Below are 24,224 nucleotides of genomic sequence, written 5' to 3'. Positions count from 1 at the left end.
GGGCCCGTCCTCGGACCGTTCCTGGTGTGTCCTGAGCGCCTCCTCGGTGCTTCCTCAGTGCGTCCTCAGTGCGAGCGCAGCGCGCGCACGAGCTCGGCCTTGCGCATGGAGGACCGGCCCTCGATGCCGATCTCCGCGGCGCGCTTGCGCAGCTTCTCGACGGTCCAGTCCTCGTAGTCGCCAGCCTTGCCGCCCTTGCGACCGACGCTCGACCGCGACGAGCCCGCCGCGGCGTTCGCGATGCGGGCCGCCTTCTCCTTCGAGTCGCCCTCGTCCCGCAGCTTCTCGTACAGGTCGGGGTCCTTGACGCTCGGACCCGGGTCACGCTTCGGCACGACGCCCTCCTCGGTCTCGGCCCGGCGGCCCGGACGGCTGCCGGTCTCCCGACAGGCTCTCGCCCTCGACACCTTCTCGCACGCGGACGACCTCCTCGCACGCGGCCTCCGCTCCCGCACGACGACGCGCGACGACCGCGCGTCCACGTGCCCCACGTACCCCGCCAGGGCGGTGAGCCCGGACGGGTCGCCGTCGCCGACGACGTCCCAGCGCACGTCCCCGTCGTCGAGGGAGGCGGCGAGCGTCCGCGAGCGCCGCGACGAGCCGTCGGGGACGACCAGCGCGAGCGTGGCGCGGCCACGACCACACGCGCTCGCCCCAGAGCGCGTCCAGGCCGACGACGCGCTCGCCGGTGACGACGACCGCGCGGTCCACGGTGACCGCGACGACCTGGGCGACGGGTTGCGCGAGCGGCGCGCACGGTCGTGTCCGGCGCGAGGAGCTCCACCCGGTGGAGCGGGGCCATGCCTGCGACGCTACGCCCCGCCCGGCGGGTGTCAGCGCCCCCGACGGCACCGCCCGCGTGCTGGGCGGGTCAGACCTCGCTGGGCTCGAGCGCCGCGGAGAGCGGGTGGGCCCGGATCGCGGCGGCCAGCTCGCCCTCGATGCGATCGAGGTAGACGCCCGTGGTCGCGATGGACGCGTGCCCGAGGAGCTCGGCCACGACCTTGACGTCCCAGCCCTCCGCGGCGAGCAGCGTCGCGGTCGTGTGGCGCAGCGCGTGCGGCGTCGCCTCGCGACGGTACTGCGCGGGCATGCGCTCGACGCAGCGCCGCAGCAGCCCGCGCACAGCCTGGGCGTCGATGCGACGCCCGCGCCACGACAGCAGGAGGGCGCGCTGCGCGTCCGGGTCGTCGGGCCGGCGCGCCAGGAGCGTCGGGCGCAGGCGAGCGAGGTACTCCTCCAGCGCGTCCGCGAGCGGGGGAGACAGCGTGACGGTGCGCACGTGGCCGCCCTTGCCCTGGATGCGCCACCGCGTCTGGTCCGGTTCGCGGGAGAAGTCGTCGAGGTTCGCGCGCTCGAGCTCGGACACGCGCGGGCCGAGGACCAGCAGGAGCGCGACGACGAGGCGGTCGCGGAGCTGAAGGTCCTGGTCGCGGCGCGAGACGGCAGGATCCCCGGGCGCGCGGGCGGCGGACACCTCGAGCAGCGACGCCGCCGAGCCCGCGGACAGCGCGGTGCGGGCGACGCGCAGCCCGTCGCGCAGACGGGCCGGGGGAGCGGCCCACTGCATCGGGTCCGCCTGCACCCAGCCCTCGCGCGCGGCGTGCGCGAAGAAGCGCGTCACCGACTGCCTGAACCGGTTCACCGTCGCTGCCGAGCGGCCCGTGCTGCCGGGCTTGCGCGACGCGTCGGCGTACCGGCCGTCGGGCGTGGTCTGGTAGCGCAGCAGGACGTCGTCGACGTCCTCGCCCGTGACGTCGTCCAGCACGCGCACGGGCCCCGCGAGGCGCGCGAACTCCGTGACGTCCCGCTCGTAGCTGCGCCGCGTCGTGGGGGACAGGATGCCGCGCAGGGTCTGCGCGGCGACGGACGCGAGGTAGCGGTCGGCTGCCTCGGCGACGGTGATCCGCTCGAGGCGGGGCGGGGCGACCATGGGGCGGGCCTCCTGGGTGACGGGTCGCCGTCAGCCTAGGCCGCGCCACCCACACCGCTGATCGGGTGCGGCGTCCTGACCTGCACGGACGTGCCGGGCGTCACGCTCCGGCGCCGCGGTCAGCGGACCAGGTGCGCGACGTCCCCGACGGCGACGACGGCGCGGTTGTGGAAGTGGCCGTCCTCGCGCAGCGTCGTGATGCTGCCCGACGGCACCGGGAAGGCGACGTGCCCCGCGGCCTCCACGGGCATCCCGATCCAGGCGGCGACGACGAACGTGGCCGCGAAGCCGTGCGTCACGACGACCTGGTGGTCCACGTCGCGGCGCAGGAGGTCCGTCGTCGCCGCGTACACCCGCAGCGCGACGTCGAGGCGCGTCTCGGCGCCCGCGACACCGACGTCGTGCCGCAGCCGGTCGCCCGTGGCGGGCGGCGGGACGAACCGCGCGTCGAGCCACGCCTGGGGCCGTCCGCCCGCCTCGCCGTAGGACGCCTCGCGCAGCCGCGGGTCGAGGCGCGCCGCCCCGCCGAGCGCGGCGGCGATCGCGGTCGCGGTGCGGCGCGTGCGCAGGAGGTCGGACGTGACGACGTCCGTGCGCGCACCGGCCGGGACGCGTGCGCGCAGCGCAGCCGCGACGAGCTCCGCGTGCCGTAGCCCGGCGGGGGTGAGGTCGGAGTCGTGCTGGCCCCCGACGAGCCCGTCGACGTGGTGCGTCGCCTCCGGGTGCGTCACGACGTGCACGGTCCGCACGCGCGCGCCCACGAGGTCGGGCAGCGGGGGAGGGAGGAGCGGTCGGGGAGTGTCGGGCACCGGGACAGGGTGGCACACGCGCCGGGAGTGCGGCGGCGGCAGGGGGCGTCGCGGTGGTCGGTGTACACGGTGACGGAGGGGGAGCCTCGCCTGGGGCGGGGGATCGACGACTCCGGGGCACCTGGCAGCGGGAGGGTGACCCGAGAAGCGGCGGACCACCTGATGCGCGGTCACCGCGGGCACCCGCGTGTCACCATGGTGTTGACCTAAACACAATGGTTTGGGCTCTATGTCCGATTCTACGCATCATAGCCAATGGTGCGGTCGCGAACCACCCGTCGGCCGCGCGGAGCTCCTGGGAGCTGCGGCAGGCTCTGGAGCGCCGATCCGTCGGGATCCTCGTCGGCGTCGCCGGCCGACCGGGTCCGCACGGGGGACACCGTGCGCCAGGCCCACACGCCGACGGCCGCGAGACCGCCCACGGCGCCGACCAGGAGGAACACCAGGACGGTCAGCACGAGCACCGGCAGCCAGGCGAGCGTCGCGCACGTCGTCAGGACTCGTCCGGACCGACGGGCGTCAGGTGCGGCGGCTGCGAACACCGGCATGGCCGAAATGGAATCCGAGGACGCCGGTGCGACCGTCGTGTCGATGCCGGTCCGCGACGCACGCCGCAGGGATCGCACGACGCTCCCAGCCGGTCGGCGGTCGTCTCCGCGGGCCGCGGGGGCGAGAAGCTGCGGTGCGTACGTCGTCGTGCCCATGACGAAGGGGAGTCCACCGGGGCGCCTCGTGATGCGCTGAAGGGCGCTTCGTTACGCCGTAATGACATAATGTACATTATCGGCGCCATGTCGAGCGGCGTGAGGAGAGTCCAGCAGCCCTCTCCGTACCCCGCCTGCGTGGGGTCTTCAGGTGTGTACTGGCCTCATGGGATCCGCTGGCCTGGAACCGTCCACCCGCTGCGCGATCGACGCGGTCACCGCGCTGCGCCTCGTGCACGACGACGTGCACCTCGGCACGCGCCGCCCGCTCGTCGGCCCGTCCGTCCTGCGCAGCCACGCGCTCTCGATGCTGTACCAGGACGTGCGTCGCGGCGTCCTCGACGAGAAGACGGCACGCGAGCGTCTCGAGGGTGTCGCCTCCCTGCGGATCCGCCTGCTCGGTGACCGCGTCTCGCGCGCGACGGCGTTCCGCATCGCGCGCGAGCTCGGTACGGACGACACGGCGGACGCCGAGTACGTCGCGGTCGCGACGCTCCAGGCAGACGTCCTCGTGGCCGGTGACGAGCAGGTCGCCGCCGCGGCGGACGGTCGGATCCCGCTCGTCGCGTACGAGGACCTCCTGGGCTGAGCGCCCGGGCGCTCGTGTCCCGGGCCCTTCTGGTCGCCCCGTCCGAGCCGGGCCCGGGGTCAGTCGTCGAACACGTGCCAGCAGATCGGGCTGCGACGCCGCTGGTCGTCGAGCACGAGCTCGCGCAGCTCGGCCGGGATGCGATCGCGCTGCCGATCCCGTTCCGCGAGCCGCGCAGCCTCGGCGTCCTCCCCCCGTGCTGCGGCGTCCGCGGCGGCCGCGCGGATCGCGTACGCCGCTGCGCCCAGCCCGTGAGCGGCGACGTGCGCCACGGCGACGGCCTGACCGGCCGCGAGCGCCGCGTACTTGACGGGTGCGGCCTGGCCGCGGCCGGCGGCGTTGGCGACGAAGGCGGTGGTGTGGGCGGTCTTCATGGGGACGTCTCCGCGGATCCAGGCGCGGGCGATGTCGAGGGCGTCGCGGGGTCGGGTGTCGTCGGGTCGTGCGTGTTCGAAGAGGGGCAGGACGTGCTCGGCGCAGTCGACGGCCCATCGGGCGATCTGGTGGTGGTCCTCGTCGGTGAGGGTGCCTCCGCGGCGGATCGTGACGAGGCGGGGGTCGCGGTCGGTGGGCAGGATCGGCATGGTGCGATGCTCCCCCGGCCTGGTGTCGGGGCACCAGCCCTGGGGGCGCGTGGGCCAGGTCGTGGGGCCGGTGGGCGTGGGTGCTCTGGTGGGGTGCGGGTCGGGCGGCGTACGGTGCGAACGTCGTCCCCGTTCGTCGTCCGTCCGGGAGGTGCTGGTGCCTCTCCCCCGGCCGGGTCTCCTGCGTCGCGTCGTCGCGGCGGCGGGTCCTCTCCCCCGGGTCTGGCGGGTCGTGGCGGGCGGGTCGTTCCCGAGGAGGCGTTCATGGTCCGGTTCACTCGTTCTGACGATCTGCGGGGTGCGAGGTTCGAGGGTGTGGACCTGCGGGGTGCGCGGTTCGTGGAGCCGGACCTGTCGGGGGTCGTGGTGCGGGGTGCGCAGGTGGAGGGTCTGGACGTGGATGCGCCGTGGTTGGCGGACGGGGATGCTCCGGTGCTGGTGAACGGGGTGGACGTGCGGGGGTTCGTGGAGGCGGAGCTTGACCGGCGGTTCCCGGGCCGGGAGCTGCGGCGGGCGGCGGACCCGGTGGGTCTGCGGGCGGCGTGGGCGGCGCTGGAGTCCACGTGGGCGACGACGCTGGAGCGGGCGTCGATGCTGCCCGCGAGCGCCGTGGACGTGTCGGTGGACGGTGAGTGGTCGTTCGCGCAGACGCTGCGGCACCTGGTGCTGGCGACGGACGCGTGGTTGGGGCGTGCGGTGCTGGGGGTGGAGCAGCCGTTCCATCCTCTGGGGCAGCCGGGTCCGCAGGCGGCGGAGGACGGGTTGGACCTGTCGGTGTTCGCGTCGGGGATGCCGTCGTTCGGCGAGGTGCTGGAGGCGCGGGCGGGCCGGGTGGCGATGGTGCGGGACTTCCTCGCGGGGGTGACGCCGGAGGTCCTGGGGGTGGTGCGTCGCAACCCGTGGTCGCCGGAGTATCCGGAGACGACGTTGTCGTGCGTGCACGTGATCCTCGAGGAGGAGTGGGAGCACCACCGGTTCGCGGTGCGGGACCTGGCTGTGGTCGAGGCGTCGCTGGCGGGGTGAGCGCGGGTGGCCTTGCTGTGGTGCGTGGGGTCAGGTGGTGCGTGACACCTGGGCGGCGAGGTTGGGGGTGAGCCGGGTGAGGTCGGGGTCGGCGGGGAGCCCGTCAGGGACGAGGGCGGCGGTGACGAGCGTCTGGGCGTCGCCGTACTCCACGCGGAGGTGGCCGTCGTCGAGGTCGGTGACGCGGCCGCAGGTGGAGGCTCCGGCGTCGTCGTCCGGGGTGTCGCCTTCGACGACGGTGACGAGGCAGACGACGTCCTGCCCGTCGCGGGTGCCCGCCCCGGCGTAGAAGGTGGCTCCGTCGAGCTCGCCGAGGCGTCGCGCGGAGATGGGGTCCATCTCGTCGGGCGTCATCGTGTCGACGAGGGCGTCGGCGGGGGTGGGTGCGTCGGCGAGGCGGGTGACGAGGTCCTGGGGTGTCACGGGTCCGGAGCAGGCGGCGAGGGCGACGAGCGCGGCGCCGACGAGGAGGGCGGGTCGGGCCGGGTGGCGGGACAGGTCCATCGAGGATGGATATCACGTCGGGCGCTACGGTGGCGGCATGGATCGTGAGGCGTTCGTCGGCTTCGTCCGTTCTCAGGGGTGGGGCGTCGTGGCGTCTCTCGGCCAGGACGGCGGCCCGCAGGCGGCGTTCCTCGCCGTGGCGGCGACGGACGCGGGCGAGCTGGTGTTCGACGCGCGGGCGTCGTCGCGCAAGGTGGCGAACGTGGCCCGGGACCCGCGGGTCGCCGTGACGGTCGGGGGGACGGACGGGACGACCGTGCAGTGCGAGGGCACGGCGGACGTCCCGGCCGGTGCGGACCGGCGGCGCTGCGCCGCGGCGTACGCGGCGGCGTTCCCGCAGTTCGCGGGGTCGTTGCTGGACGACGGCATCGTGTTGCTGCGGGTCACGCCGGTGTGGGTGCGGTACGGGGACTTCCGTGACGGCCGGTCGGTGATGACGGTCGTCGACGTGACCGGGTGGGGTTCGACGGGGAGCTGACGGCGGCCCGTCCCCCGGTCGTGGCGTCAGCCGAGCAGGGCCTGCTTGGCGCGTGCGTACTCGGTGTCGGTGAGGTCTCCGGCACGGTGGAGGGCGGCGAGGCGTTCGAGCCGGGTCACGAGGTCCGCTCCCCTGCCGGTCGGTGCCGGGTCGGTGGTGGCGCGCCCGACGACCCGCCACAGGGCGCGGGTGAACACGCCGGGGCGGCGGTCGGTCCCGGCACGGTCGGGGCGCAGGTGCGGGAGCCGGGTGGAGGGCACGGTCCGGTCGTCGAGCTCGATGGTGCCGGGGCGGGTGGCGGCGAGGGAGCGGGCGAAGCGTGCGAACCGGGCGGAGGAACCTTCGAGCAGGACGGCGCGCGTGGCCCGGGCGGTGGGGTGCTGGTCGTCGCGCCAGGTGACGGCGACGGTGGGGCCGTCGCCGGTGACGGTGACGACGGGCCTTCCGGCGGGTTGCACCACGGTGTCGTCGCCGCGCACGAGCCGCAGGCGGGTGCCGTCCCACACGAGGCGGCCACCGGCGACGTGGAACATCGCGGGGTACCGGGGTGCGGTGGTGAAGCGGGCGGCGTCGGGTGCGGGCTGCGGTGCCCGCACGATGCCGACGGGTCGGCGCCGGGGCGGTGCCGCGACGTCGTGGTCGGGGCGGGGCGCGTGGTCGGCGAGCGCTTCGACGACGGGGACGGCGAGGGTCTGCGGGGCGGCGGGCGCCGCGCCCTGCTCCGGGTCGCCGGGTCCGGGGGCCCGGTCCTCGGTGGTGCTGCGGCTCATGGTGCTCCCCCGTCGTCGTCGGTCCCCCGATCCTGCCGCGACGGTCCTGCCGGGGGCAAGGCGGGTCGCGGTGCGGACGGGGTGCCGGCGCAGGTCGGGCAGGGGTGCGCGCCCCGGCCGGGAGCACCGGTGGCCGGGGCGCGCGGTCAGGGGGTCACAGGCCGCCGAGCAGGGCCGTGAAGTCGGGCGTCCCGGCGAACGGGTCGGCAGGGCCGGTGTTCTTGCGCAGCGCGACCTTCTCCGCGAGCTCGCGTCCCGCACGCGCGATGCGGGCGGGCAGCCCGCCGCCGGAGTCGCCCTCGGCGGCCGCCCAGTCGTCGGTCGCGGCGAACACGGACGTCGTGGCGACGTCGGCTCGCAGGTAGGTGAACAGGGGGCGCAGCGAGTACTCGAGCGCGAGCGAGTGACGGGCGGTGCCGCCGGTCGCGCCGAGCAGGACGGGCGTGCCGGTGAGCGAGTCCTTGTCGAGGACGTCGACGAACGACTTGAGCAGCCCGGAGTACGTGGTGGTGAACAGCGGGGTGGTCACGACGATCCCGTCGGCGGCGGTGAGGCGCTCGAGCACGCCCGCGAGGTCACCGGTCGGGAAGCCGGTGAGCATGGCGTCGACGACGGCGTGCGCGTGGTCGCGCAGCTCGACGGTCTCGATCTCGGCGCTCACGCCGAGGCCCTGCAGCTCGCGCACCGTGGCCTCGCCGAGCCGGTCGGCGAGCAGGCGCGTGGAGGACGGCTTGGACAGCCCGGCGGACACCACGACGAGGCGGCGGTCCGGGGCGGGGGTGCTGGCGGTCATGCGGTGCTCCTGAGGTGCTGACGTGCGGTGCGGGGTGCGGCCCGTCGTGGGGCCGGGTGCTGCCGTGCCCGACGGCGGCCGGTCGCGGGTGCGGGGCACTCCTCGACCGTACGCCGTCGGGCGGGTGGTCACGGCGCGGGTGTCGCCGGTGTCACAGGCCGAACGCGGCACCGGCGGTGGCGGTGCGGGTGTCGTCCTCGGCGGTGCGCCCGGTCCAGAGGTCCTCGGTGCCGCCGACGTGCGCGGCGCCCTCGGTCCCGGCGGCGCGGGCGGCCGCGACGCGCTCGGCGTGGCTCGGCGGGTTCGACGGCACGTGCGCGGGGCGGACGGCCTCCATCTCCTTGCGCAGCACGGGCACGACCTCGCCGGCGAGGAGGTCGATCTGCTCGAGCACGGTCTTGAGCGGCAGGCCGGCGTGGTCGACGAGGAACAGCTGGCGCTGGTAGTCGCCCACGTGGTCGCGCATCGCGGCGTACCGGTCGATGACCTGCTGCGGCGAGCCGACGGTGAGCGGCGTCTCGCGCGTGAAGTCCTCCATGGAGGGCCCGTGCCCGTAGACGGGCGCGTTGTCGAAGTAGGGGCGGAACTCGTCCCACGCCTTCTGGGAGTCCTTGCGCATGAACACCTGGCCGCCGAGCCCGACGATCGCGGTGTCCGCGGGGCCGTGGCCGTGGTGCTCCCAGCGCTGGCGGTAGAACTGCACCATCTGCTTGGTGTGGCTCATGGGCCAGAAGATGTTGTTGTGGAAGAACCCGTCGCCGTAGTAGGCGGCCTGCTCGGCGATCTCGGGGCTGCGGATCGACCCGTGCCACACGAACGGCGGGACGCCGTCCAGCGGCCGCGGCGTGGAGGTGAAGCCCTGCAGCGGGGTGCGGAACTTGCCCTCCCAGTCCACGACGTCCTCGGTCCACAACCGGCGCAGCAGCGCGTAGTTCTCGATCGCGAGCGGGATGCCCTGCCGGATGTCCTGCCCGAACCACGGGTACACCGGGCCGGTGTTGCCGCGGCCCATCATGAGGTCCATGCGGCCGTCCGAGATGACCTGGAGCATCGCGTACTCCTCCGCGAGGCGCACCGGGTCGTTCGTCGTGATGAGCGTCGTCGAGGTCGACAGGACGATGTTCTTCGTCACGCCCGTCACGTAGCCGAGCATGGTCGTCGGCGAGGACGGGACGAACGGCGGGTTGTGGTGCTCCCCGGTGGCGAAGACGTCCAGCCCCGCCTCGTCCGCGTGCTTCGCGATCGTCAGCATGGACCGCACGCGCTCGGTGTCGTCGGGGGTCCGGCCCGTCGTGGGATCCGTCGTGACGTCGCCGACGGTGAAGATGCCGAACTGCATGGTGTGCTCCCGGGAGTCCTAGGTCGATGCGTTTGCATGTACATGCCGCTCAACCTGGCTCCCCGCGAGTTTGTTCCCGCCCCCCGGGGAGCCAGGTGTGAGCGTGCACACGTCTGGGCCGGTCGGACGGCCGCGGAGTTGCGCGGGGCATCGAAACCCGGGAGCCTGGGACCGCGCGCCGAGGCGGGCCGGCACGACGCAGCGCAGGGGGCCACCAGGCCGTGGGCCCCGCGACGTTCACCGGACCTTCACGGCGCACCGGAACACCGACCGCACGTGAGGCGTTGCCTCTCGTAGACCGGGCCGCTGCCCGCACCCCCACCGGGCGCGCCCACCCACCCCCGAAGACCCCTCAGGAGGACACCATGGCCGACCGTTCGCTGCGCGGGATGAGCATCGGTGCGAAGAGCATGGAGTCGGACGAGGGCGTCGACTTCGCCCCCCGCTTCCAGGCGCACTACGACTGCCCCAACGGGCACACCATCATCCTGCCGTTCTCGACCGACGCCGAGGTCCCCCCGGTGTGGGAGTGCCGCTGCGGCGCCGAGGCGCTGCTGCGCGACGCGGAGCGCCCCGAGCCCAAGGCCGGCAAGCCCGCCCGCACCCACTGGGACATGCTGCTCGAGCGCCGCACCATCTCCGAGCTCGAGGAGCTCCTCGACGAGCGCCTCGGCCTGCTGCGCGCGGGCAAGCTGCGCCGCAGCGCCTGACCGCCTCGCAGCACCCGCACGAGAGGCCCGGACCCCGAGAGGGAGTCCGGGCCTCTGTGCGTGACGGCCGGGGGCCACGCACTCGCGCCGGCGCGGCAGGTCTGCGACTCGCGCGGCACGCCGCGGGGTCGTGCGGCACGCACCGGGACGACGCGTCAGCGCGTGCCGCGCCGCCCCGCGACCGACCGCGCCAGGCTCGCGAGCTGGGCCGCGCGCCGTCGGGCACCCCACACCGTCACCTTCCACAACGCCTCGGTGACGATCGCGCGGCTCATCTTCGACCGCCCCGCCGTGCGCTCGACGAACGTGATCGGCACCTCCGTCGCCAGGCCCCCCGCCCGCACGACCCGCCACGCCATGTCGACCTGGAAGCAGTACCCGTGCGACTCCACGCTCGCGAGGTCCACCGCGCGCAGCGCCGACGCGCGGTAGGCGCGGTAGCCCGCCGTCGCGTCGCCCAGGTGCAGCCCCAGCGCGAGGCGCACGTACGCGTTGCCCGCGCGCGAGAGCACCTCGCGGTGGCGCGGCCAGTTCTCCACGCGCCCGCCCGGGACCCAGCGCGACCCGATGACGAGGTCCGCGCCGTCGGGCGCGCCGTCCGCCGCGGCGGGGCCGAGGGCGGCGAGCAGGGACGGCAGCTGCTCCGGCTGGTGGGAGCCGTCGGCGTCCATCTCCACGAGCACGTCGTACCCGGCGTCCAGGCCCCACCCGAACCCTGCGACGTACGCGGCGCCCAGACCCTCCTTCCCGGCCCGGTGCAGCACGTGCACGCCCGGGTCGGTGGCGGCCGCGGCGTCGGCGAGGTCACCGGTCCCGTCCGGGCTCGCGTCGTCCACGACGAGCACGTCCGCGTCCGGGACCGCGGCGCGCAGGCGCGCGAGCGTGCCCGGCAGGGTCAGCGCCTCGTCGTACGTGGGCACGACGACGAGCACGCGCCCGACCGTGACGCCACCCTCCCCCGCGGCCCCGCTCACGACGCCTCGCCCCCGGCCGGGACCGGGGCGGTCCGGGTGCGGCGCTCGCGGACGGCGGTGACGACGCCGGCGGTGAGGAGGCCGAGGGCGAGGAGCTCGACCACGCGACCCGGCCAGTCCCCCGCCCGTACGGCGGGGGTGAGGCTGGTGCGCAGCGGCAGGTCGGCGACCATCTGGTCGGCGGTGAACAGGCCGGTGCTCCGCAGGAGCGTGCCGTCGGGGGCGATGACGCCGCTCACGCCGACGGTCGAGACCTGCACGGTCGCGCGGCCCGTCGACACGGCGCGCAGCCGCGACATCGCGAGCTGCTGCGTCGACTCGGCGGTGTACCCGAACGAGGCGTTGTTGGTCGGCACGACGAGCAGCTCGGCGCCCGCGTCGACGGCATCGTTCACGAGGCCGTCGTAGGCGACCTCGAAGCAGATGACGACGCCGAGCGGCACCGTGCGACCCAGCCGGGGCGCGTCGAGGTCGACGACGCCGGTCTCGGTGCCCGCGATCATGTCGATGCTCACGCGGTCCACCTGGTCGGAGAACACGCGCAGCAGGGAGCGCAGCGGGATGTACTCGCCGAAGGGCGCCGGGTGCTGCTTGGCGTAGCGGTCGACGACGCCGGTGCCCGGCTCCCACAGGAGCGACACGTTGTACCGGCCACCGGTCTCGGGGTACTCCTGCGCGCCGACGAGGATCGGCGCGCCGACCTCCTGCGCGACGTCGTCGATGGCGCGCGCGACCTCGGGGGTGGTCTGCGGGTCGAGGTCGGAGCCGTTCTCGGGCCACAGCACGACGTCGAGGTCGCCCGGCCCGACGTCGTTGAGGAGCGCGAGGGTGCCCTGCAGGTGGTTGTTCAGCACCTCGGCCCGGTTCGCGAACGACCCGAGGCCGGGCTCGCCCACGTTGCCCTGCACGGCGCCGACGGCGAGCGTGCCCGCCTCGGCGCGCGTGTCGAGCGGCACGAGCAGCGGTGCGGCGACGAGCGCGGCGGCGACGGCCACGGGGACGACGGCGCCGGTCACGACGTCACGGCGGCGCACCACGGCGAGCACCGCGACCGCGAGCAGCGCCCCGACGAGCGCGACGAGCAGCGACACGAGGACCTCTCCCCCGAGCCACGCCGCGCCGACCAGCGGGGAGTCCGCCTGGGAGAAGGCGAGCCGGCCCCACGGGAACCCGCCGAACGGGACCTCGGTGCGGGCCTGCTCGACCCCGACGAACAGCACCGCGAACGCGACGGCCTGCCGCCCGGGACGCCCCGTCAGCCACGACCAGCGGCGTGCCCAGACCCACGCGGCACCGAGCAGCCCGACGAAGCACGCCTCCATGACGGACAGCGCGAGCCACGGCACGGTCTCGGTCGCGTAGTTCGCCCACCACAGGTGCGGCAGGAAGAACGCCAGGCCCCACACCAGGCCGACGAGGAAGCCCCAGCGCGCGCCGTCGCGGCGCAGCGCCCAGAACAGGGTGGCCACGCCGACGAACGCGAGCGGCCACCACCCCCGGTCGGGGAACGCGGTGTCGGTGAGCAGGCCGCCCGCGAGGGCGAGCAGGAGCGTCAGGGGCCGCGACGGTACGGCAGGCGACGGGGCGGCAGGCGACGCGCCTGCGGGGACCTCGCGCTCGGGCGAACCGTCGGGCTGCACACCCGGCCTCGGTCCCGGCTGCCGGTCGGGGGGCGTGCCGGTCTCGGGCGCACGGGCGGCCGTGCCTGCGGGGCGGGATCGCCCGGCGGGAGCGGCCGGGGGCTCGGGGGCGTGCACGGGTGCACCCTACGCCACGGACCTGCACGAAGACCTGGCGGGGCCGCGCCCGTCCGCCGGGAGCCGGCGGGAGGGTGTGTGCGGGCTCGCGCGCCCTTCGGCCCGTACGACGCCGCCACCGGCGGAGCACGTTTTCTACTGAGCGCGCGAGCCCGGCCAGGTACCCGGCGCGGCACGCCGAGGGGTCGTCGTCGGTGGCTGATCCCCCTGCGGCCGCGGGGGCCGGAACACCCTGTCGAAACTACTCCGGCTCACCGCCCTGTCAAGCGGGAGCGATCAGACGAACGTGTCGAACAGGGGCACTCCGGCACGCACGGTCTGCAGGCACCGCGGTCGCGGCACGTCCGGGCCGAGCTCGGGCAGCAGCGGCTGCCCCGCGCGCGCGTCCGTGCTCCACGACGACGTCGTGCGGCCCAGCGCACCCTGCACCACGAGGTGCTCCCCGCGCCACACCGCGAGGTGCGCGGGCGCCCCGACGCGCAGCTGCCCGGCGCCGGTGTGGTCGAGCCCGGCGATGCGCCACCCGCCGCGCGTGTGCGCACGGAACGCGGCCCGGGCCGAGATCTGCTGGTCCGGGTCGACGTGCGACATCGCGGCGAGCACGCCCGCCCACGGGTCGATCCGCGTCACCGGCGCGTCCGACCCGAACGCGAGCGGCACGCCCGCGCCCGCGAGGTCCGCGAACGGGCTCAGGCCCTGCGCCCGCATCGCGCCCACCCGCGCGGCGTACATGCCGTCCGGGCCGCCCCAGGCGGCGTCGAACGCGGGCTGGATGCTCAGGCTCACCCCGTACAGCAGGAGCGTGGCGAGCGCGGTCGCGTCGACGAACAGCGCGTGCTCGACCCGGTGCCGCGCCGCGCGCACCGCGCTCTGCCCGTGCGCCTCGGCCGCGACGCCGAGCCCGAGCACGAGCTCGTCCATCGCGCGGTCCCCGATGACGTGGAACCCGCCCTGCGTGCCGGCCGCCGCGACCGCGGACAGGTGGTCCGCGATCTGCTCCGCCGTGAGGTACAGGTTCCCGCGGTCACCGCGGTCCGGGCCGTCCTGGTACGGCAGCCGCATCGCGGCGGTGCGCGACCCGATCGACCCGTCGACGTTGAGGTCGCCCGCGATGCCCGCGAGGCCGGGCACGTCCGCGAGGAGCGCGCGCGCGTCGTCGGCCGTGGCGCACAGCTCGCCCCGGTACCCCACGACGTGCGGCAGGCCCGACGCCGCGTCCGCCGTGAGCGCGAGGATCTCCCGCAGCCCGGCGCGCGTGTCGATGTGCGGGGCGCTCATCTCGTGCACCGACACCACGCCCTGCTCGGCCGCGGCCCGCAGCGCCGTGCGGTACAGCTCCGTGCGCCGCGCCGGGGACACCGCCCGCGCGACGTCGCGTGCGACGTGGTGCGCCTCCCCCGCGACCCAGCCCGACTCGTCCCACCCGGGCCGCGACTCGAGCGCGCAGCGGCGCGCGAGCGACGTCGACACCACCGCGGAGTGCACGTCCACGCGGGCCGCGTACACCGCGCGGCCGCCCGCCGCGGCGTCGAGCTCGTCGCGCGTCGGGGGGCGCCCCTCGGGCCAGGACCGCTCGTCCCACCCGTACGCGAGCACGACGTCGTCCTCGTGCGCCCCGGCTGCCGCCTTCGCGACGGCGTCCAGCGCGGCCGCGAGCGTCGTCACGCCGGCGCTCGCGGACAGGTCGACGCCGGCCAGGGCGAGCCCGACCTCGAACAGGTGGACGTGGGCGTCGACGAACCCGGGGGCGACGAGCGCGCCGTCGAGGTCGATGACGCGGTCGGCGCGGGCGGCGAGCCCGTCGGCCGTGTCGTCGGCGCCGATCCAGGCGATGACGCCGTCGTCGACGAGGAGCGCTTCCGCGAACGGGTCGGCCGGGGAGTGGATCACGCCACCGCGGTACAGGGTTGAGGCCACAGTCCTTCACGATACCGCCACAACCCGTCGTGCTTCACCGCCCGGTGGCGGCGTCGGCGCAGGTCCGGGCGCGTGTCGTGCACGTCACGCCGGCCGGCTCCAGCGCCGGTCCTCCGAGCCGGCCTCGCGAGACGCCCCGCGCGCCGCCGGCCGACGGTGCCACCGGGGCGGCGGCGCGCTCAGACGCTGGAGTAGGCGACGACGCCGCGGCGCAGGCGGTCGATCGCCTGGCGTGCGGTGCGGCGGACCTCGGGGGTGGGGGCGGCGCCCGCGACCTGGTCGAGGACGTCGATGACCTGCTTGCACCAGCGCACGAAGTCGCCGGCCGCGATCTCGGAGCCGCGCAGCACCGCGTCGAGGCTGCGGCCGACGGCCCACCGGTGCACGGCCGTGACGAGGCCCTCGTCGAGCGGCCCGGTCGCGTCGATGTCGTGCTCGTCCTCGAGGTCGTCGACCTCCGACCACACGCGCGTGGTGGCCTCGAGCGCGCGCGCCAGCCTGCCGTGGGGGCCGCCGGGGACGTCGGGCTCGCCGTGGTCCTCGCGGCGACCGGCGTACACGCACGTGGACACGACGGCGGCCAGGGCGGGCGCGTCGAGGTCCTCCCACACGCCGCGGCGCAGGCACTCGGCCAGGAGCAGGTCGTTCTCGGCGTAGAGGCGGCGCAGCCACTGCCCGTCGGGCGTGACCTGCAGGCCGGTGCGCGCGGCCTCGCGGGCGGCGCGCCCGGTGGGCGGGGCGCCGGGGGTCTCCTCCTCGCCCAGGGCGTCCTCGAGGGGCGCGGCCGGGTCCTGCGCGGGCTCGGCGGGCGCGAGGTAGCCGAGCGTGACGAGGACGTCGCAGATGCGGTCGAAGACGCGCGCGATGGAGCCCGTGCGGCCCTCGACGCGCCGCACGAGCTGGTCGTGCTCCTTCTTCAGCCGCGCCCACCGCTCGGCCCAGCGGGCGTGGTCCTCCCGGTCGGGGCAGTCGTGGCACGGGTGGGCGCGCAGCTGGGCGCGCAGGCGTGCGAGCTGGGCGTCGTCGGTCGCGCCGGACCGGGCGCGGGTGGTGCGGCCGGGGCGCGTGCCCGGCTCGTCGAGCGCGCCGAGCGCGTTGCGCAGCGTGGAGGCGAGGTCGCGCCGCTGCGCGGGCACGCGCGCGTTGAACGTCTTGGGGATGCGCACGCGCGCGACGGTGCGGATCCCGCCGGGTGCGTCGGCGACGGTGAGCTTCTTCACCTGGCGGTCCTGCGTGAGGACGGTGGGGCGCGGGCCGTCGAACCCGGCGCCCTCCCCCGGGTCGAGCACGACGACGTAGCCCGCGCGCCGCCCGGACGGCACCTCGACGACGTCCCCGGGCCGCAGGCGCTCGAACGCGGCGACGACCTCGGCGCGGCGCGACCGGCTCGCGGCGCGCGACAGGTCCCCCTCGCGCGCGGTGATGCGCCGCCGCAGCGCCGCGTACTCGGCGAAGTCGCCGCGGTCGCACGTCATCGCCTGCGCGTACCCGTCGAGCGCCTCGGCGTGGGCCTGCGCCTGCTTGGCCAGGCCGACGACGCCGCGGTCGGCCTGGAACTGCGCGAACGACGTCTCCAGGACCTCGCGCGCCCGGTCGCGCCCGACCTGCGCGACGAGGTTGACGGCCATGTTGTACGTGGGCCGGAAGCTCGAGCGCAGCGGGTACAGGCGCTTGGACGCCAGGCCCGCGAGGTGCACCGGGTCCAGGCCCGCGTGGTCGACGACGACGGCGTGCCCCTCGACGTCGATGCCGCGCCGCCCGGCACGCCCGGTGAGCTGGGTGTACTCCCCCGGGGTCACGTCGACGTGCGCGGTGCCGTCCCACTTGACGAGCTTCTCCAGCGCGACGGAACGGGCGGGCATGTTGATGCCGAGCGCGAGCGTCTCGGTGGCGAACACGACCTTGATGAGGCCGCGGCTGAACAGCTCCTCGACCGTCTCCTTGAACACGGGCAGCAGGCCCGCGTGGTGGGCCGCGATGCCGCGCGCGAGGGACTCCGTCCACGTCCAGTACCCCAGGACCTCCAGGTCCTCGGTCGGGATGGTCGCGGTGCGCTCCTCCGCGACGCGCCGGATCTCGGCCTCCTCCGCGGGCGACGTCAGGCGCAGCCCCGCGGTGAGGCACTGCTGCACGGCGCCCTCGCACCCGGCGCGGGAGAAGATGAAGTAGATCGCGGGCAGCAGCCCGTCCGCGTCGAGCGCGTCCACGACGGCGAACCGGGCGGGGGTGCGCCGCCCGACGACGGACCGGTCCGGCCCCGGGCGGCGCCCCCCGCGGCCGCGGTACCCGCGGTCGCCGGACCCCCGCCGTCCGCCCGGACCGGGGCCGCCCGTGCGGGGCGCGGTGCGGAACGCGGCGAGCAGGTCGGGGTTGATGGGCGGGTTCACGCCCGGGTCGGTCGGGTCCACGGTCCCGGCGTACAGGTCGAGCAGGTCCGCGCCGGGCGCGCGCCCGCCGCCCGCGTGCGCGACCCCCGCCGCGGGGTTCGCCGACGCGACGAGGACGTGCTGCCACAGCGGCACGGGCCGGCGCTCGCTGACGACGACGGTCGTGTCGCCGCGCACCATCTCCAGCCAGTCGCCGAACTCCTCCGCGTTGGACACGGTCGCGGACAGGGACACGAGCTGTACGTCGTCGGGCAGGTGGATGATCACCTCTTCCCACACCGGCCCGCGGAACCGGTCGGCGAGGTAGTGCACCTCGTCCATGACGACGTACGCGAGCCCGTCCAGGGTGCGCGACCCCGCGTACAGCATGTTGCGCAGCACCTCGGTCGTCATGACGACGACGGGCGCCTCCCCGTTGATCGTCGTGTCCCCGGTGAGCAGGCCCACGGAGTCGGCGCCGTGGCGGCGCACGAGGTCCGCGTACTTCTGGTTCGACAGCGCCTTGATGGGGGTGGTGTAGAACGCCTTGCGCCCGCCCGCGAGGGCGAGGTGGACCGCGAACTCGCCCACGACCGTCTTCCCCGCGCCCGTGGGTGCGGCGACGAGCACGCCGCGACCCTCCTCCAGCGCCTCGCACGCGCGCACCTGGAAGTCGTCGAGGGGGAAGTCGAGCACCTGCCGGAAGTCCGCGAGCCGCGTGCGGGACGCCGCCTGGCGGGCCCGGGACGCGGCGTAGCGGGCGGCGGGCGATTCGTCGGCCGTCATGCCGTCAGCCTACGGTCCGCCGCCCACCTCGCCGGTCGAGCCTCCTGCTCAGCGCGCGGGGACGGTGGCGTCGAGCACGCGCAGCGCCCCGGGGACGACGTCGACCCGCAGCGGCAGCGGCCCGAGGTGCTCCCCGTCGGCGAACGCGTGCGGCGGCGCGGCTCCCGCGGCGGTCGCCTCGACCGTGACCGACGTCGCCCGCACGGTCCCGACCGCACGGTGCGCGAGGTGACGGCCCGCGTACATGCCGGGGAAGACGCGCGCGGCGCCCCACCGCCCGAGCGGGCCCGCGACGACGACGTCCAGCAGGCCGTCGTCGGGCACGGCGCCAGGCGCGACCCGGACCCCGCCGCCGAAGCGGGGGCTGTTCGCGACGGCGACGAGCGCGCCTGGCGACTCCCACACGAACGCCCGTCCGTCCGGGCCGCCGGCCGCGTCCGGGTGCTGCGCGGCGTCGGGCAGGGGCAGCAGGGGTGCCCCGGCGAGGACGTCCGGCACGTCGTCGCCCGCGGGCACGCCCCGCACGGTGACGCGGTACCCGTAGGGCCGGTACCGGGTGATCTCGGTCAGGGCGGAGCGCGCGTACCGGGACCGTCCGCGCGGCCAGGTCGCCGCGTTGGCGTGCGCGTTCACCGCGGCGTCGATCCCGGCGGACAGCACGCCCGCGTACCAGCGCGCGACCGGCACGTGCTCGCCCGCGACCCGCGCGGCGTCGACCACCCGTACGCGCGCCCCGGCGCTCGCGGCGGGGCCGAGCGCGGCCAGGAGGGCGTCGACGCAGCGGTCGGGACGGCCGGTGGGCAGGTCGAGGGCGTGGGCGAAGTCGTTCCCGGTCCCCACGGCGACGATGCCGAGCGGCACGCCGGTGCCCGCGGTGGCGTTGACGCCGAGATGCACCATGCCGTCACCGCCGACGACGACGAGCGCGTCCACGCCCGCGGCCGCGACGGTGCCGCGGACGGCGGCGTCGGCGGACTCCTGCGCGAGGGGCAGGCTGGGGGCGCTGAGGTCGAGGACGTCGTGCCCGGCCGCGGTGAGCGCCTCGGCGGTGCGGCGGCCGGCGGTGCGGCCCCGCCCGCGCCCGGCCGTGGGGTTGACGACGAGCGCGACCGTGCTCACGCGCGACCCCCGCGCCCGGTGGGGCGCGGTCGGGGCGGGGTGCTCACAGGGCGAGCCGGGCGGCGTCGCGCTGGTCGACGCGCCGGTCGTGCAGGACGGAGATCCCGTAGGCGAGGAAGTACAGGGCGCAGATGGGCAGCGCGACGCAGAACATGGTGAGCACGTCGGGCGTGGGTGTCATGATCGCGGCGAACAGGAACGAGATCAGCACGGCCCAGCGCCACCCGGCGAGCCACGTCGCGGCGCGGACCACGCCCATCGTGTTGAGCGCGACCATGATCACGGGCACGAGGAACGCGATGCCGAACGCGAGCATGAGGCGCATGACGAACCCGAGGTACATCTGGGCGTTGATGAGGTTCGCGCTGCCGTCGGGCACGAACTCGTTGAGGAGCGCGACCGCGCGCGGCAGCATCACCCACGCGAGCGCGACGCCGGCGAGGAACAGCGGGACGGCGGCGCCGATGAACCCGAACGCGTACCGCTTCTCCTTGGACGTCAGGCCGGGCGTGATGAACGCGAAGAGCTGGTACAGCCACCACGGGCTCGACAGCAGGACGCCGAGGAACAGGGAGACCTTGACCTTCATGTCGATGGCCGTGGCCACGCCCTCGAAGTTCAGGCCCGTCAGGACGTCGCGGCGCTCGGCCGCGTCGACGAGCGGCTGCTGCAGCGCCTGCAGCACCGGCTCGTACACGATCCACCCGACCACAGCACCGAGGACGATGCCGATCGCGGCGAGGAAGAGGCGCCTGCGGATCTCGACGAGATGCTCGCGCAGGGGCATGCGCCCCTCGGGGTCACGGGGAGAGCGGGACACCGACTACGCCTTGGGGGTGTCGTCCTGCGTGGACGACGCCGTGCCCCCCGTCACGCTCGTCGCACCCGTGCCCGCCGCGCCGGTCGTCGTGGCGCCGGTCGTGGTGCCGGTGCTCGTCGTGGCGGTGGTGCCCGACGGCGTCGTGGTCGTCGTCGCGTCGTCGTCCTCGCGCAGGTCCTTGACCTCCTTCTTGAAGATCTTCAGCGACTGGCCGACGGAACGCGCCATGTCGGGGAGCCGCTTCGACCCGAAGAGCAGCAGGACCAGGAGGATGAGGACGACGATCGTCGCGGGGTGACGAAGGATGTTCACGGCGGGAACCTACTACCTACTCGTGGGCGGCCAGGGGCGACGTTGCTCTTCGCGCCATCATAGGTCACGGCGACCCCCGTCCCGCGGTGCCGGTCAGGCGTTGAACCGCCGCCAGCGGGACCACACCAGCTCGTCGCGGCGGCGCCGCAGCACGCGCCGCTCCTCGCGGTCCGCGCGCAGCACGTCCACCCGGGCGCGCAGCTCGACCGGGTCGTCGAACAGCGTGGGCGCCGTCGAGGGCTGCGCCTCCTGCTGGGCTCGCGCCAGCTCGTCCGCCCGCGCACCCAGGTCTGCCGCGACCTGCGACGCACGCGACAGCTCACGTCCCAGGCCCTTGACCGACCGCCACAGGCGCCGCGCCAGGAAGAACGCACCCACGAGCGTGCCCACGACGAGCAGCGTCCAGACCCAGAACCACATGCCGCCCACCCTAACCAGCGGCGCGGTCGTCGCCCGACGGGCCGCCACCCGGGACGCCGGCGGGCAGGTGCGCGTACGCGGCCAGGGCGGCGCTCGCGGCCTCGCGCACGTCCTGCGCGACGGCGGCCGGCTCGACGGCCAGGACGTGACGGGCACGCTCGGTGAGGAGCTGGCGCAGCCACACGGGGTTGGTGACGCGCAGCCGCACCTCGAACGCGCCGCCCGGCAGGTTGCGCACCGACTCCACGGGGACCTGCTCCGCCACGGCGCGCGCCGGGCTCGCGAACGTGATGGTCGCGAGGGGCGCGTCGCCGGTAGGCGTGAAGTCCACGTCGGGGTCGACGTCGTGCCCCTCGACGGCCTGGTCGAGCTCGGTGGCGGCGAGGATGCGGTCGACGCGGAACGTGCGCCGCCCCTGGGCGCGGTGGCACCACGCGAGCAGGTAGGCGTGCTCGTCCTGCGTGTGCAGGGACACGGGGTCCACGTCCCGCTCGGACTCCTCGTCCGCCGCGGTGACGTACCGGATGCGCAGGCGGTGGCCCGCGACGAGCGCGCTCGTGATGGCCGCGACCACGCGAGGGTCGCCCTCGGGCGCGAGCTGCACGTCGAGCGCCGCCGCAGCCTCCCCCGTCGCGTCGGTCAGCTTGCGCAGCACCGACTCCACGACGCCCGCACGCTCCGGGTCGGCCTGCACCGCCGCCGTCTCCCGCATCGCGCGCAGCGCCGCGATGAGCGCGACCGCCTCCCGTGTGCCGAGCCGCAGGGGGCGCGTCATGCCGCGCGCCTCGGTGAGGCGCACCACGCCGCGCTCGATCGAGTCCGCGTCGAAGTCGATGAGGTCGTCGGGCCAGTACCCGGGCGTGCCCGACACCCACAGGGCGTCGACGTCGTCCAGGACCTGGCGCTCGCTGACGCCGAAGTGCCGGGCGAGCTCGCCCACCGGCACCGGTCCCGCGCCGTCGAGGTACGCCACGATGCCCAGCAGGCGCACCAGCCGGTCGTCCGCGCGCTCAGCCACGCTCCACCTCCGCCTGTCCGCCGCCGTCGGCCGGGCCGGTCGCCAGTCCCGCCGCGTCGCGCAGCCGCCGCACGACCGCCTCGCGCAGGTCCGGCGGCCCCAGCACCAGCACCGCGTCCCCGTACCCCACGACCTCGTCCGCCATCGCGTACCGCACGTCGTACGCCACCTCGAGCACGTCGCGGCCCGCGCCGTCGCCCGCCCGCGCGTCGGGCACCGAGCCCACGACCGTGCCGCGCGCCCGCAGCGCCCCCGCACGCTCGGGCACCACCGCCAAGCGCGCGAGCCCGCCCGCGTCGCGCGTGCCCAGCGCCGCGTCCACGTCCACGTGCGCCGGCACCTCGAACGCGTCGCGCGGCCCCGACGCCCGCACCCGTCCCTCGACCCGGCTCAGCCGGTAGGACCGGGGCGCGCCCCGGTCCAGGTCCAGGCCTACCAGGTACCAGCCGCCGCGCCGCGCCGCGATGCGCCACGGCTGCACCCGGCGCGGCCGCACCTCGCCCGTGCTCGCCGCCCGGTACGTGAACGACACCACGCGCCGTGCCGAGATCGCGTCCATGAGCGTCGCGTACGCGTCCCCCACCGCCCGCACCCGCGGCGCCAGACCCGCCACGACGTCCATCGCGGTCTCCCCCGCACCCGCCGCCCGCAGCTTCGTCAGCGCGCGCGAGATGTCCGTCCGCAACGTCTTGTCCTGCCAGAACTGCGCTGCCAGCGCCAGCACCCCCAGCTCCGCGGGCGTGAGGTCCACCGCCGGCAGCGCGTACGCGTCCTGGTCGATCCGGTACCCCACCTCGTCCGCGTGCCCGCCCGCGTCCACCGTGACGATGGGGATGCCCAGGTCGCGCAGCGTGTCCTTGTCCCGCTCGAACATCCGTTCGAACGCGTCGGGCGAGGGTGCGTCCCCGTACCCCGCCACGCTCGACCGGATCTGCTGCTTCGTCATCGACGCGTTCGTGTTCACCAACGCGATCACCAGGTTCAGCAGACGCGCCGCAGGGTTCGTCGACGAACCCCCCGACGACGACGCGACGGAGGGCGCGGAGGCAGCAGTGGGCTCGGACATCGGCACCACGCTAGTCGGTCGATAGGGTGTGCCGCGTGATCACGTGGCGGACCGCGACCGTGGTGTCGCACGCGAAGGCCTGGACCGGAGCCCAAGAGCTGAACGTCAGGCTCCACACACCCCTGCCCGGGCGCCCCGACGACCCCCACGCCACCGTGCGCGCACTCGCGTACACCCAGCTCGTCGGCACCCCCCACCCCGGCGACCACGTCCTCCTCAACGTCTCCGCCCTCGCCCGCGGCCTCGGCACCGGCGGCTACGCGCTCGTCGTCGGCCCTGCCCAGCCCGCCACCCCCCTCCCGCCCGACCCCACACCCGGACCCGGTCACCTCGTCAAGGCCCGCTACACCCCCCTGCAAGCCCTCGTCCTCGGCGTCGACGAGCAGGAGTCCCCCCACCACGACACCCTGCGCGACGCCGACGACCTCTCCGACACCCCCGTCGTCGTCGCCGACCTCCACTCCGCCCTGCCCGCCGTCGTCGCCGGCGCCCGCCACGCCGCCGCGCTCGCAGGCCGTCCCACCCCCCGCATCGCCTACGTCATGACCGACGGCGGCGCGCTGCCCGCCGCGTTCTCCCGCACCATCGCCACCCTGCGCGACACCGGCTGGATCGACACCTGCATCACCGTCGGCCAAGCCTTCGGCGGCGACCTCGAAGCCGTCACCGTCCACACCGGCCTCCTCGCCGCCCACCACGTCACCGGCGCCGACCTCGTCGTCGTCGCCCAAGGACCCGGCAACCTCGGCACCGGCACCCGCTGGGGCTTCTCCGGCGTCGCCGCCGGCGAAGCCCTCAACGCCGTCGCCACCCTGCGCGGCCGGCCCGTCGCCTCCCTGCGCGTCTCCGGCGCCGACCCCCGCGACCGCCACCTCGGCATCTCCCACCACTCCCTCACCGCCTACGGCCGCGTCGCCCTCGCCCCCAGCGACCTCCCCCTGCCCGTCCCCACCCCCGACGTCGAGAACCTCCCCGGCTGGGGCCCCGACCTCACCGCCCGCATCACCCACCAGGCCCACACCCTCGCCGCCCCCACCGGCCGCCACCACCTCGTCCCCGTCCCCGCCGGACCCGACCTCCTCCACGCCCTGCACGACACCCCCGTCCGCCTGTCCACCATGGGCCGCGGCCTCGACACCGACCCCGCCGCCTTCCTCACCGCCGCCGTCGCCGGCGCACACGCCGAGTCCGTCAGGCCCGCATGACCACGACGTAGGGGACCACGACCACCGCCGTCGCCGCACTGGCGCTCGCGGCCGTGCTCGCCGCCGCCCCCTGGAGCCGCGACGTCGACCTCCAGGCCGTGCTGGTCGCCGTGGCGCTCGCGGTGCGGGCGGTCGCGCTGGCCGACGTCTCGTCCGGGGTCGCGGCAGGGCTCGACGGACTCGCCGTGCTCGGCGTCGTCCTGCTCGTGCGACCGCGGGACCGAGCAC

Annotated in this window: 24 protein-coding genes; 5 read left to right on the top strand and 19 right to left on the bottom strand. The window is 75.6% G+C overall.

Annotated elements, in window-relative coordinates; translation table 11 throughout:
• Window positions 1-65 precede the first annotated feature (65 nt).
• From ABIE39_RS03615 to ABIE39_RS03600, 4 genes are all read right to left on the bottom strand, one after another.
• On the bottom strand, window positions 66-335 hold the full coding sequence (locus ABIE39_RS03615; protein WP_034656177.1) for a DUF7218 family protein: 270 nt from the start codon (window positions 333-335) through the stop codon (window positions 66-68).
• A gap of 536 nt (window positions 336-871) precedes the next feature.
• Entirely contained in the window at window positions 872-1,933 is a 1,062-nt protein-coding gene (locus tag ABIE39_RS03610; RefSeq protein WP_354050489.1) for a tyrosine-type recombinase/integrase, read from the bottom strand.
• Window positions 1,934-2,052: 119 nt separating this feature from the next.
• On the bottom strand, window positions 2,053-2,742 hold the full coding sequence (locus ABIE39_RS03605) for a histidine phosphatase family protein (protein WP_354050487.1): 690 nt from the start codon (window positions 2,740-2,742) through the stop codon (window positions 2,053-2,055).
• Between the two features lie 239 nt (window positions 2,743-2,981).
• Complete coding sequence (locus tag ABIE39_RS03600; protein ID WP_354050485.1) at window positions 2,982-3,446, bottom strand: hypothetical protein; 465 nt, start codon at window positions 3,444-3,446, stop codon at window positions 2,982-2,984.
• Between the two features lie 166 nt (window positions 3,447-3,612).
• On the opposite strand from ABIE39_RS03600, the gene ABIE39_RS03595 reads away from it, so the two are divergent.
• Window positions 3,613-4,035 carry a type II toxin-antitoxin system VapC family toxin gene (locus ABIE39_RS03595; protein ID WP_175008555.1) on the top strand — a complete coding sequence of 141 codons (423 nt, stop codon included), beginning with the start codon at window positions 3,613-3,615 and terminating at the stop codon, window positions 4,033-4,035.
• 59 nt (window positions 4,036-4,094) lie between these two features.
• Here the strand turns inward: ABIE39_RS03595 and ABIE39_RS03590 are convergent, their stop codons facing one another.
• Entirely contained in the window at window positions 4,095-4,619 is a 525-nt protein-coding gene (locus tag ABIE39_RS03590) for a putative immunity protein (RefSeq protein ID WP_209829173.1), read from the bottom strand.
• A 264-nt stretch (window positions 4,620-4,883) separates the two neighbouring features.
• On the opposite strand from ABIE39_RS03590, the gene ABIE39_RS03585 reads away from it, so the two are divergent.
• A complete protein-coding gene (locus tag ABIE39_RS03585; RefSeq protein ID WP_209829174.1) occupies window positions 4,884-5,642 on the top strand; it encodes a DinB family protein in 759 nt (252 codons plus the stop codon).
• A 30-nt stretch (window positions 5,643-5,672) separates the two neighbouring features.
• Here the strand turns inward: ABIE39_RS03585 and ABIE39_RS03580 are convergent, their stop codons facing one another.
• Window positions 5,673-6,146: a hypothetical protein gene (locus ABIE39_RS03580; protein WP_175008552.1), complete on the bottom strand. Its 474-nt coding sequence runs from the start codon at window positions 6,144-6,146 to the stop codon at window positions 5,673-5,675.
• A gap of 37 nt (window positions 6,147-6,183) precedes the next feature.
• Here ABIE39_RS03580 and ABIE39_RS03575 point away from each other — a divergent pair, with 37 nt between their 5' ends.
• Complete coding sequence (locus tag ABIE39_RS03575; protein ID WP_175008551.1) at window positions 6,184-6,624, top strand: pyridoxamine 5'-phosphate oxidase family protein; 441 nt, start codon at window positions 6,184-6,186, stop codon at window positions 6,622-6,624.
• A gap of 26 nt (window positions 6,625-6,650) precedes the next feature.
• On the opposite strand, the gene ABIE39_RS03570 is transcribed toward ABIE39_RS03575, so the two are convergent.
• The 3 genes from ABIE39_RS03570 to ABIE39_RS03560 form a co-directional block, all read right to left on the bottom strand.
• Entirely contained in the window at window positions 6,651-7,394 is a 744-nt protein-coding gene (locus tag ABIE39_RS03570) for a hypothetical protein (RefSeq protein WP_175008550.1), read from the bottom strand.
• A 154-nt stretch (window positions 7,395-7,548) separates the two neighbouring features.
• On the bottom strand, window positions 7,549-8,187 hold the full coding sequence (locus tag ABIE39_RS03565) for an FMN reductase (protein WP_043651674.1): 639 nt from the start codon (window positions 8,185-8,187) through the stop codon (window positions 7,549-7,551).
• A gap of 151 nt (window positions 8,188-8,338) precedes the next feature.
• Entirely contained in the window at window positions 8,339-9,526 is a 1,188-nt protein-coding gene (locus tag ABIE39_RS03560) for an LLM class flavin-dependent oxidoreductase (RefSeq protein ID WP_354050482.1), read from the bottom strand.
• A 365-nt stretch (window positions 9,527-9,891) separates the two neighbouring features.
• Between ABIE39_RS03560 and ABIE39_RS03555 the strand changes: the two genes are divergently transcribed.
• A complete protein-coding gene (locus ABIE39_RS03555) occupies window positions 9,892-10,236 on the top strand; it encodes an RNA polymerase-binding protein RbpA (RefSeq protein ID WP_021483180.1) in 345 nt (114 codons plus the stop codon).
• A 155-nt stretch (window positions 10,237-10,391) separates the two neighbouring features.
• Here ABIE39_RS03555 and ABIE39_RS03550 read toward each other — a convergent pair whose 3' ends face one another.
• The 10 genes from ABIE39_RS03550 to ABIE39_RS03505 all read right to left on the bottom strand — a co-directional run bounded on the left by ABIE39_RS03550 (window position 10,392) and on the right by ABIE39_RS03505 (window position 22,671).
• Window positions 10,392-11,210 carry a polyprenol monophosphomannose synthase gene (locus tag ABIE39_RS03550; RefSeq protein ID WP_114554233.1) on the bottom strand — a complete coding sequence of 273 codons (819 nt, stop codon included), beginning with the start codon at window positions 11,208-11,210 and terminating at the stop codon, window positions 10,392-10,394.
• A complete protein-coding gene (lnt, locus tag ABIE39_RS03545; RefSeq protein WP_354050480.1) occupies window positions 11,207-12,850 on the bottom strand; it encodes an apolipoprotein N-acyltransferase in 1,644 nt (547 codons plus the stop codon). The genes ABIE39_RS03550 and lnt overlap by 4 nt, the downstream gene beginning before the upstream one ends.
• A gap of 393 nt (window positions 12,851-13,243) precedes the next feature.
• Window positions 13,244-14,884 (bottom strand): amidohydrolase family protein, encoded by a 1,641-nt coding sequence (locus tag ABIE39_RS03540; protein WP_175008547.1) that lies wholly within the window; start codon window positions 14,882-14,884, stop codon window positions 13,244-13,246.
• A 179-nt stretch (window positions 14,885-15,063) separates the two neighbouring features.
• On the bottom strand, window positions 15,064-18,036 hold the full coding sequence (locus tag ABIE39_RS03535; protein WP_354050478.1) for a DEAD/DEAH box helicase: 2,973 nt from the start codon (window positions 18,034-18,036) through the stop codon (window positions 15,064-15,066).
• 48 nt (window positions 18,037-18,084) lie between these two features.
• Window positions 18,085-19,155, bottom strand: coding sequence for a diacylglycerol/lipid kinase family protein (locus tag ABIE39_RS03530; protein ID WP_209829179.1), 1,071 nt, complete (start codon window positions 19,153-19,155; stop codon window positions 18,085-18,087).
• A gap of 43 nt (window positions 19,156-19,198) precedes the next feature.
• Window positions 19,199-19,942 carry a twin-arginine translocase subunit TatC gene (gene tatC, locus ABIE39_RS03525; RefSeq protein WP_209829257.1) on the bottom strand — a complete coding sequence of 248 codons (744 nt, stop codon included), beginning with the start codon at window positions 19,940-19,942 and terminating at the stop codon, window positions 19,199-19,201.
• Between the two features lie 36 nt (window positions 19,943-19,978).
• Window positions 19,979-20,287: a Sec-independent protein translocase subunit TatA gene (gene tatA / locus ABIE39_RS03520; protein ID WP_083385040.1), complete on the bottom strand. Its 309-nt coding sequence runs from the start codon at window positions 20,285-20,287 to the stop codon at window positions 19,979-19,981.
• A 93-nt stretch (window positions 20,288-20,380) separates the two neighbouring features.
• The gene (locus tag ABIE39_RS03515; RefSeq protein ID WP_108049759.1) at window positions 20,381-20,707 is read right to left on the bottom strand and encodes a hypothetical protein; all 327 of its coding nucleotides are present in this window, start codon (window positions 20,705-20,707) and stop codon (window positions 20,381-20,383) included.
• Window positions 20,708-20,717: 10 nt separating this feature from the next.
• On the bottom strand, window positions 20,718-21,725 hold the full coding sequence (locus ABIE39_RS03510; protein WP_209829180.1) for a helix-turn-helix transcriptional regulator: 1,008 nt from the start codon (window positions 21,723-21,725) through the stop codon (window positions 20,718-20,720).
• Window positions 21,718-22,671, bottom strand: a complete 954-nt coding sequence (locus ABIE39_RS03505) for a helix-turn-helix transcriptional regulator (protein WP_354050476.1) — start codon at window positions 22,669-22,671, stop codon at window positions 21,718-21,720. The genes ABIE39_RS03510 and ABIE39_RS03505 overlap by 8 nt, the downstream gene beginning before the upstream one ends.
• 155 nt (window positions 22,672-22,826) lie before the next feature.
• Between ABIE39_RS03505 and ABIE39_RS03500 the strand changes: the two genes are divergently transcribed.
• Entirely contained in the window at window positions 22,827-23,996 is a 1,170-nt protein-coding gene (locus tag ABIE39_RS03500; protein WP_114553446.1) for a DUF3866 family protein, read from the top strand.
• Window positions 23,997-24,224: the final 228 nt, after the last annotated feature.

The sequence above is a fragment of the Cellulosimicrobium sp. 4261 genome, assembly GCF_040546915.1.
Taxonomy (GTDB): Bacteria; Actinomycetota; Actinomycetes; order Actinomycetales; family Cellulomonadaceae; genus Cellulosimicrobium; species Cellulosimicrobium cinnabarinum.
This window is presented reverse-complemented; position numbering and strand designations above follow the sequence as displayed.

What these genes read in the sequence shown, in the direction of transcription:
- ABIE39_RS03570 (WP_175008550.1), bottom strand. Translation starts at nt 7,394, where the DNA reads ATGAGCCGCAGCACCACCGAGGACCGGGCCCCCGGACCCGGCGACCCG.
- ABIE39_RS03515 (WP_108049759.1), bottom strand. Translation starts at nt 20,707, where the DNA reads ATGTGGTTCTGGGTCTGGACGCTGCTCGTCGTGGGCACGCTCGTGGGT.
- tatC (WP_209829257.1), bottom strand. Translation starts at nt 19,942, where the DNA reads ATGCCCCTGCGCGAGCATCTCGTCGAGATCCGCAGGCGCCTCTTCCTC.
- ABIE39_RS03535 (WP_354050478.1), bottom strand. Translation starts at nt 18,036, where the DNA reads ATGACGGCCGACGAATCGCCCGCCGCCCGCTACGCCGCGTCCCGGGCC.
- ABIE39_RS03595 (WP_175008555.1), top strand. Translation starts at nt 3,613, where the DNA reads ATGGGATCCGCTGGCCTGGAACCGTCCACCCGCTGCGCGATCGACGCG.
- ABIE39_RS03575 (WP_175008551.1), top strand. Translation starts at nt 6,184, where the DNA reads ATGGATCGTGAGGCGTTCGTCGGCTTCGTCCGTTCTCAGGGGTGGGGC.
- ABIE39_RS03560 (WP_354050482.1), bottom strand. Translation starts at nt 9,526, where the DNA reads ATGCAGTTCGGCATCTTCACCGTCGGCGACGTCACGACGGATCCCACG.
- ABIE39_RS03590 (WP_209829173.1), bottom strand. Translation starts at nt 4,619, where the DNA reads ATGCCGATCCTGCCCACCGACCGCGACCCCCGCCTCGTCACGATCCGC.
- ABIE39_RS03580 (WP_175008552.1), bottom strand. Translation starts at nt 6,146, where the DNA reads ATGGACCTGTCCCGCCACCCGGCCCGACCCGCCCTCCTCGTCGGCGCC.
- ABIE39_RS03505 (WP_354050476.1), bottom strand. Translation starts at nt 22,671, where the DNA reads ATGACGAAGCAGCAGATCCGGTCGAGCGTGGCGGGGTACGGGGACGCA.
- ABIE39_RS03585 (WP_209829174.1), top strand. Translation starts at nt 4,884, where the DNA reads ATGGTCCGGTTCACTCGTTCTGACGATCTGCGGGGTGCGAGGTTCGAG.
- ABIE39_RS03610 (WP_354050489.1), bottom strand. Translation starts at nt 1,933, where the DNA reads ATGGTCGCCCCGCCCCGCCTCGAGCGGATCACCGTCGCCGAGGCAGCC.
- ABIE39_RS03600 (WP_354050485.1), bottom strand. Translation starts at nt 3,446, where the DNA reads ATGGGCACGACGACGTACGCACCGCAGCTTCTCGCCCCCGCGGCCCGC.
- ABIE39_RS03555 (WP_021483180.1), top strand. Translation starts at nt 9,892, where the DNA reads ATGGCCGACCGTTCGCTGCGCGGGATGAGCATCGGTGCGAAGAGCATG.
- ABIE39_RS03565 (WP_043651674.1), bottom strand. Translation starts at nt 8,187, where the DNA reads ATGACCGCCAGCACCCCCGCCCCGGACCGCCGCCTCGTCGTGGTGTCC.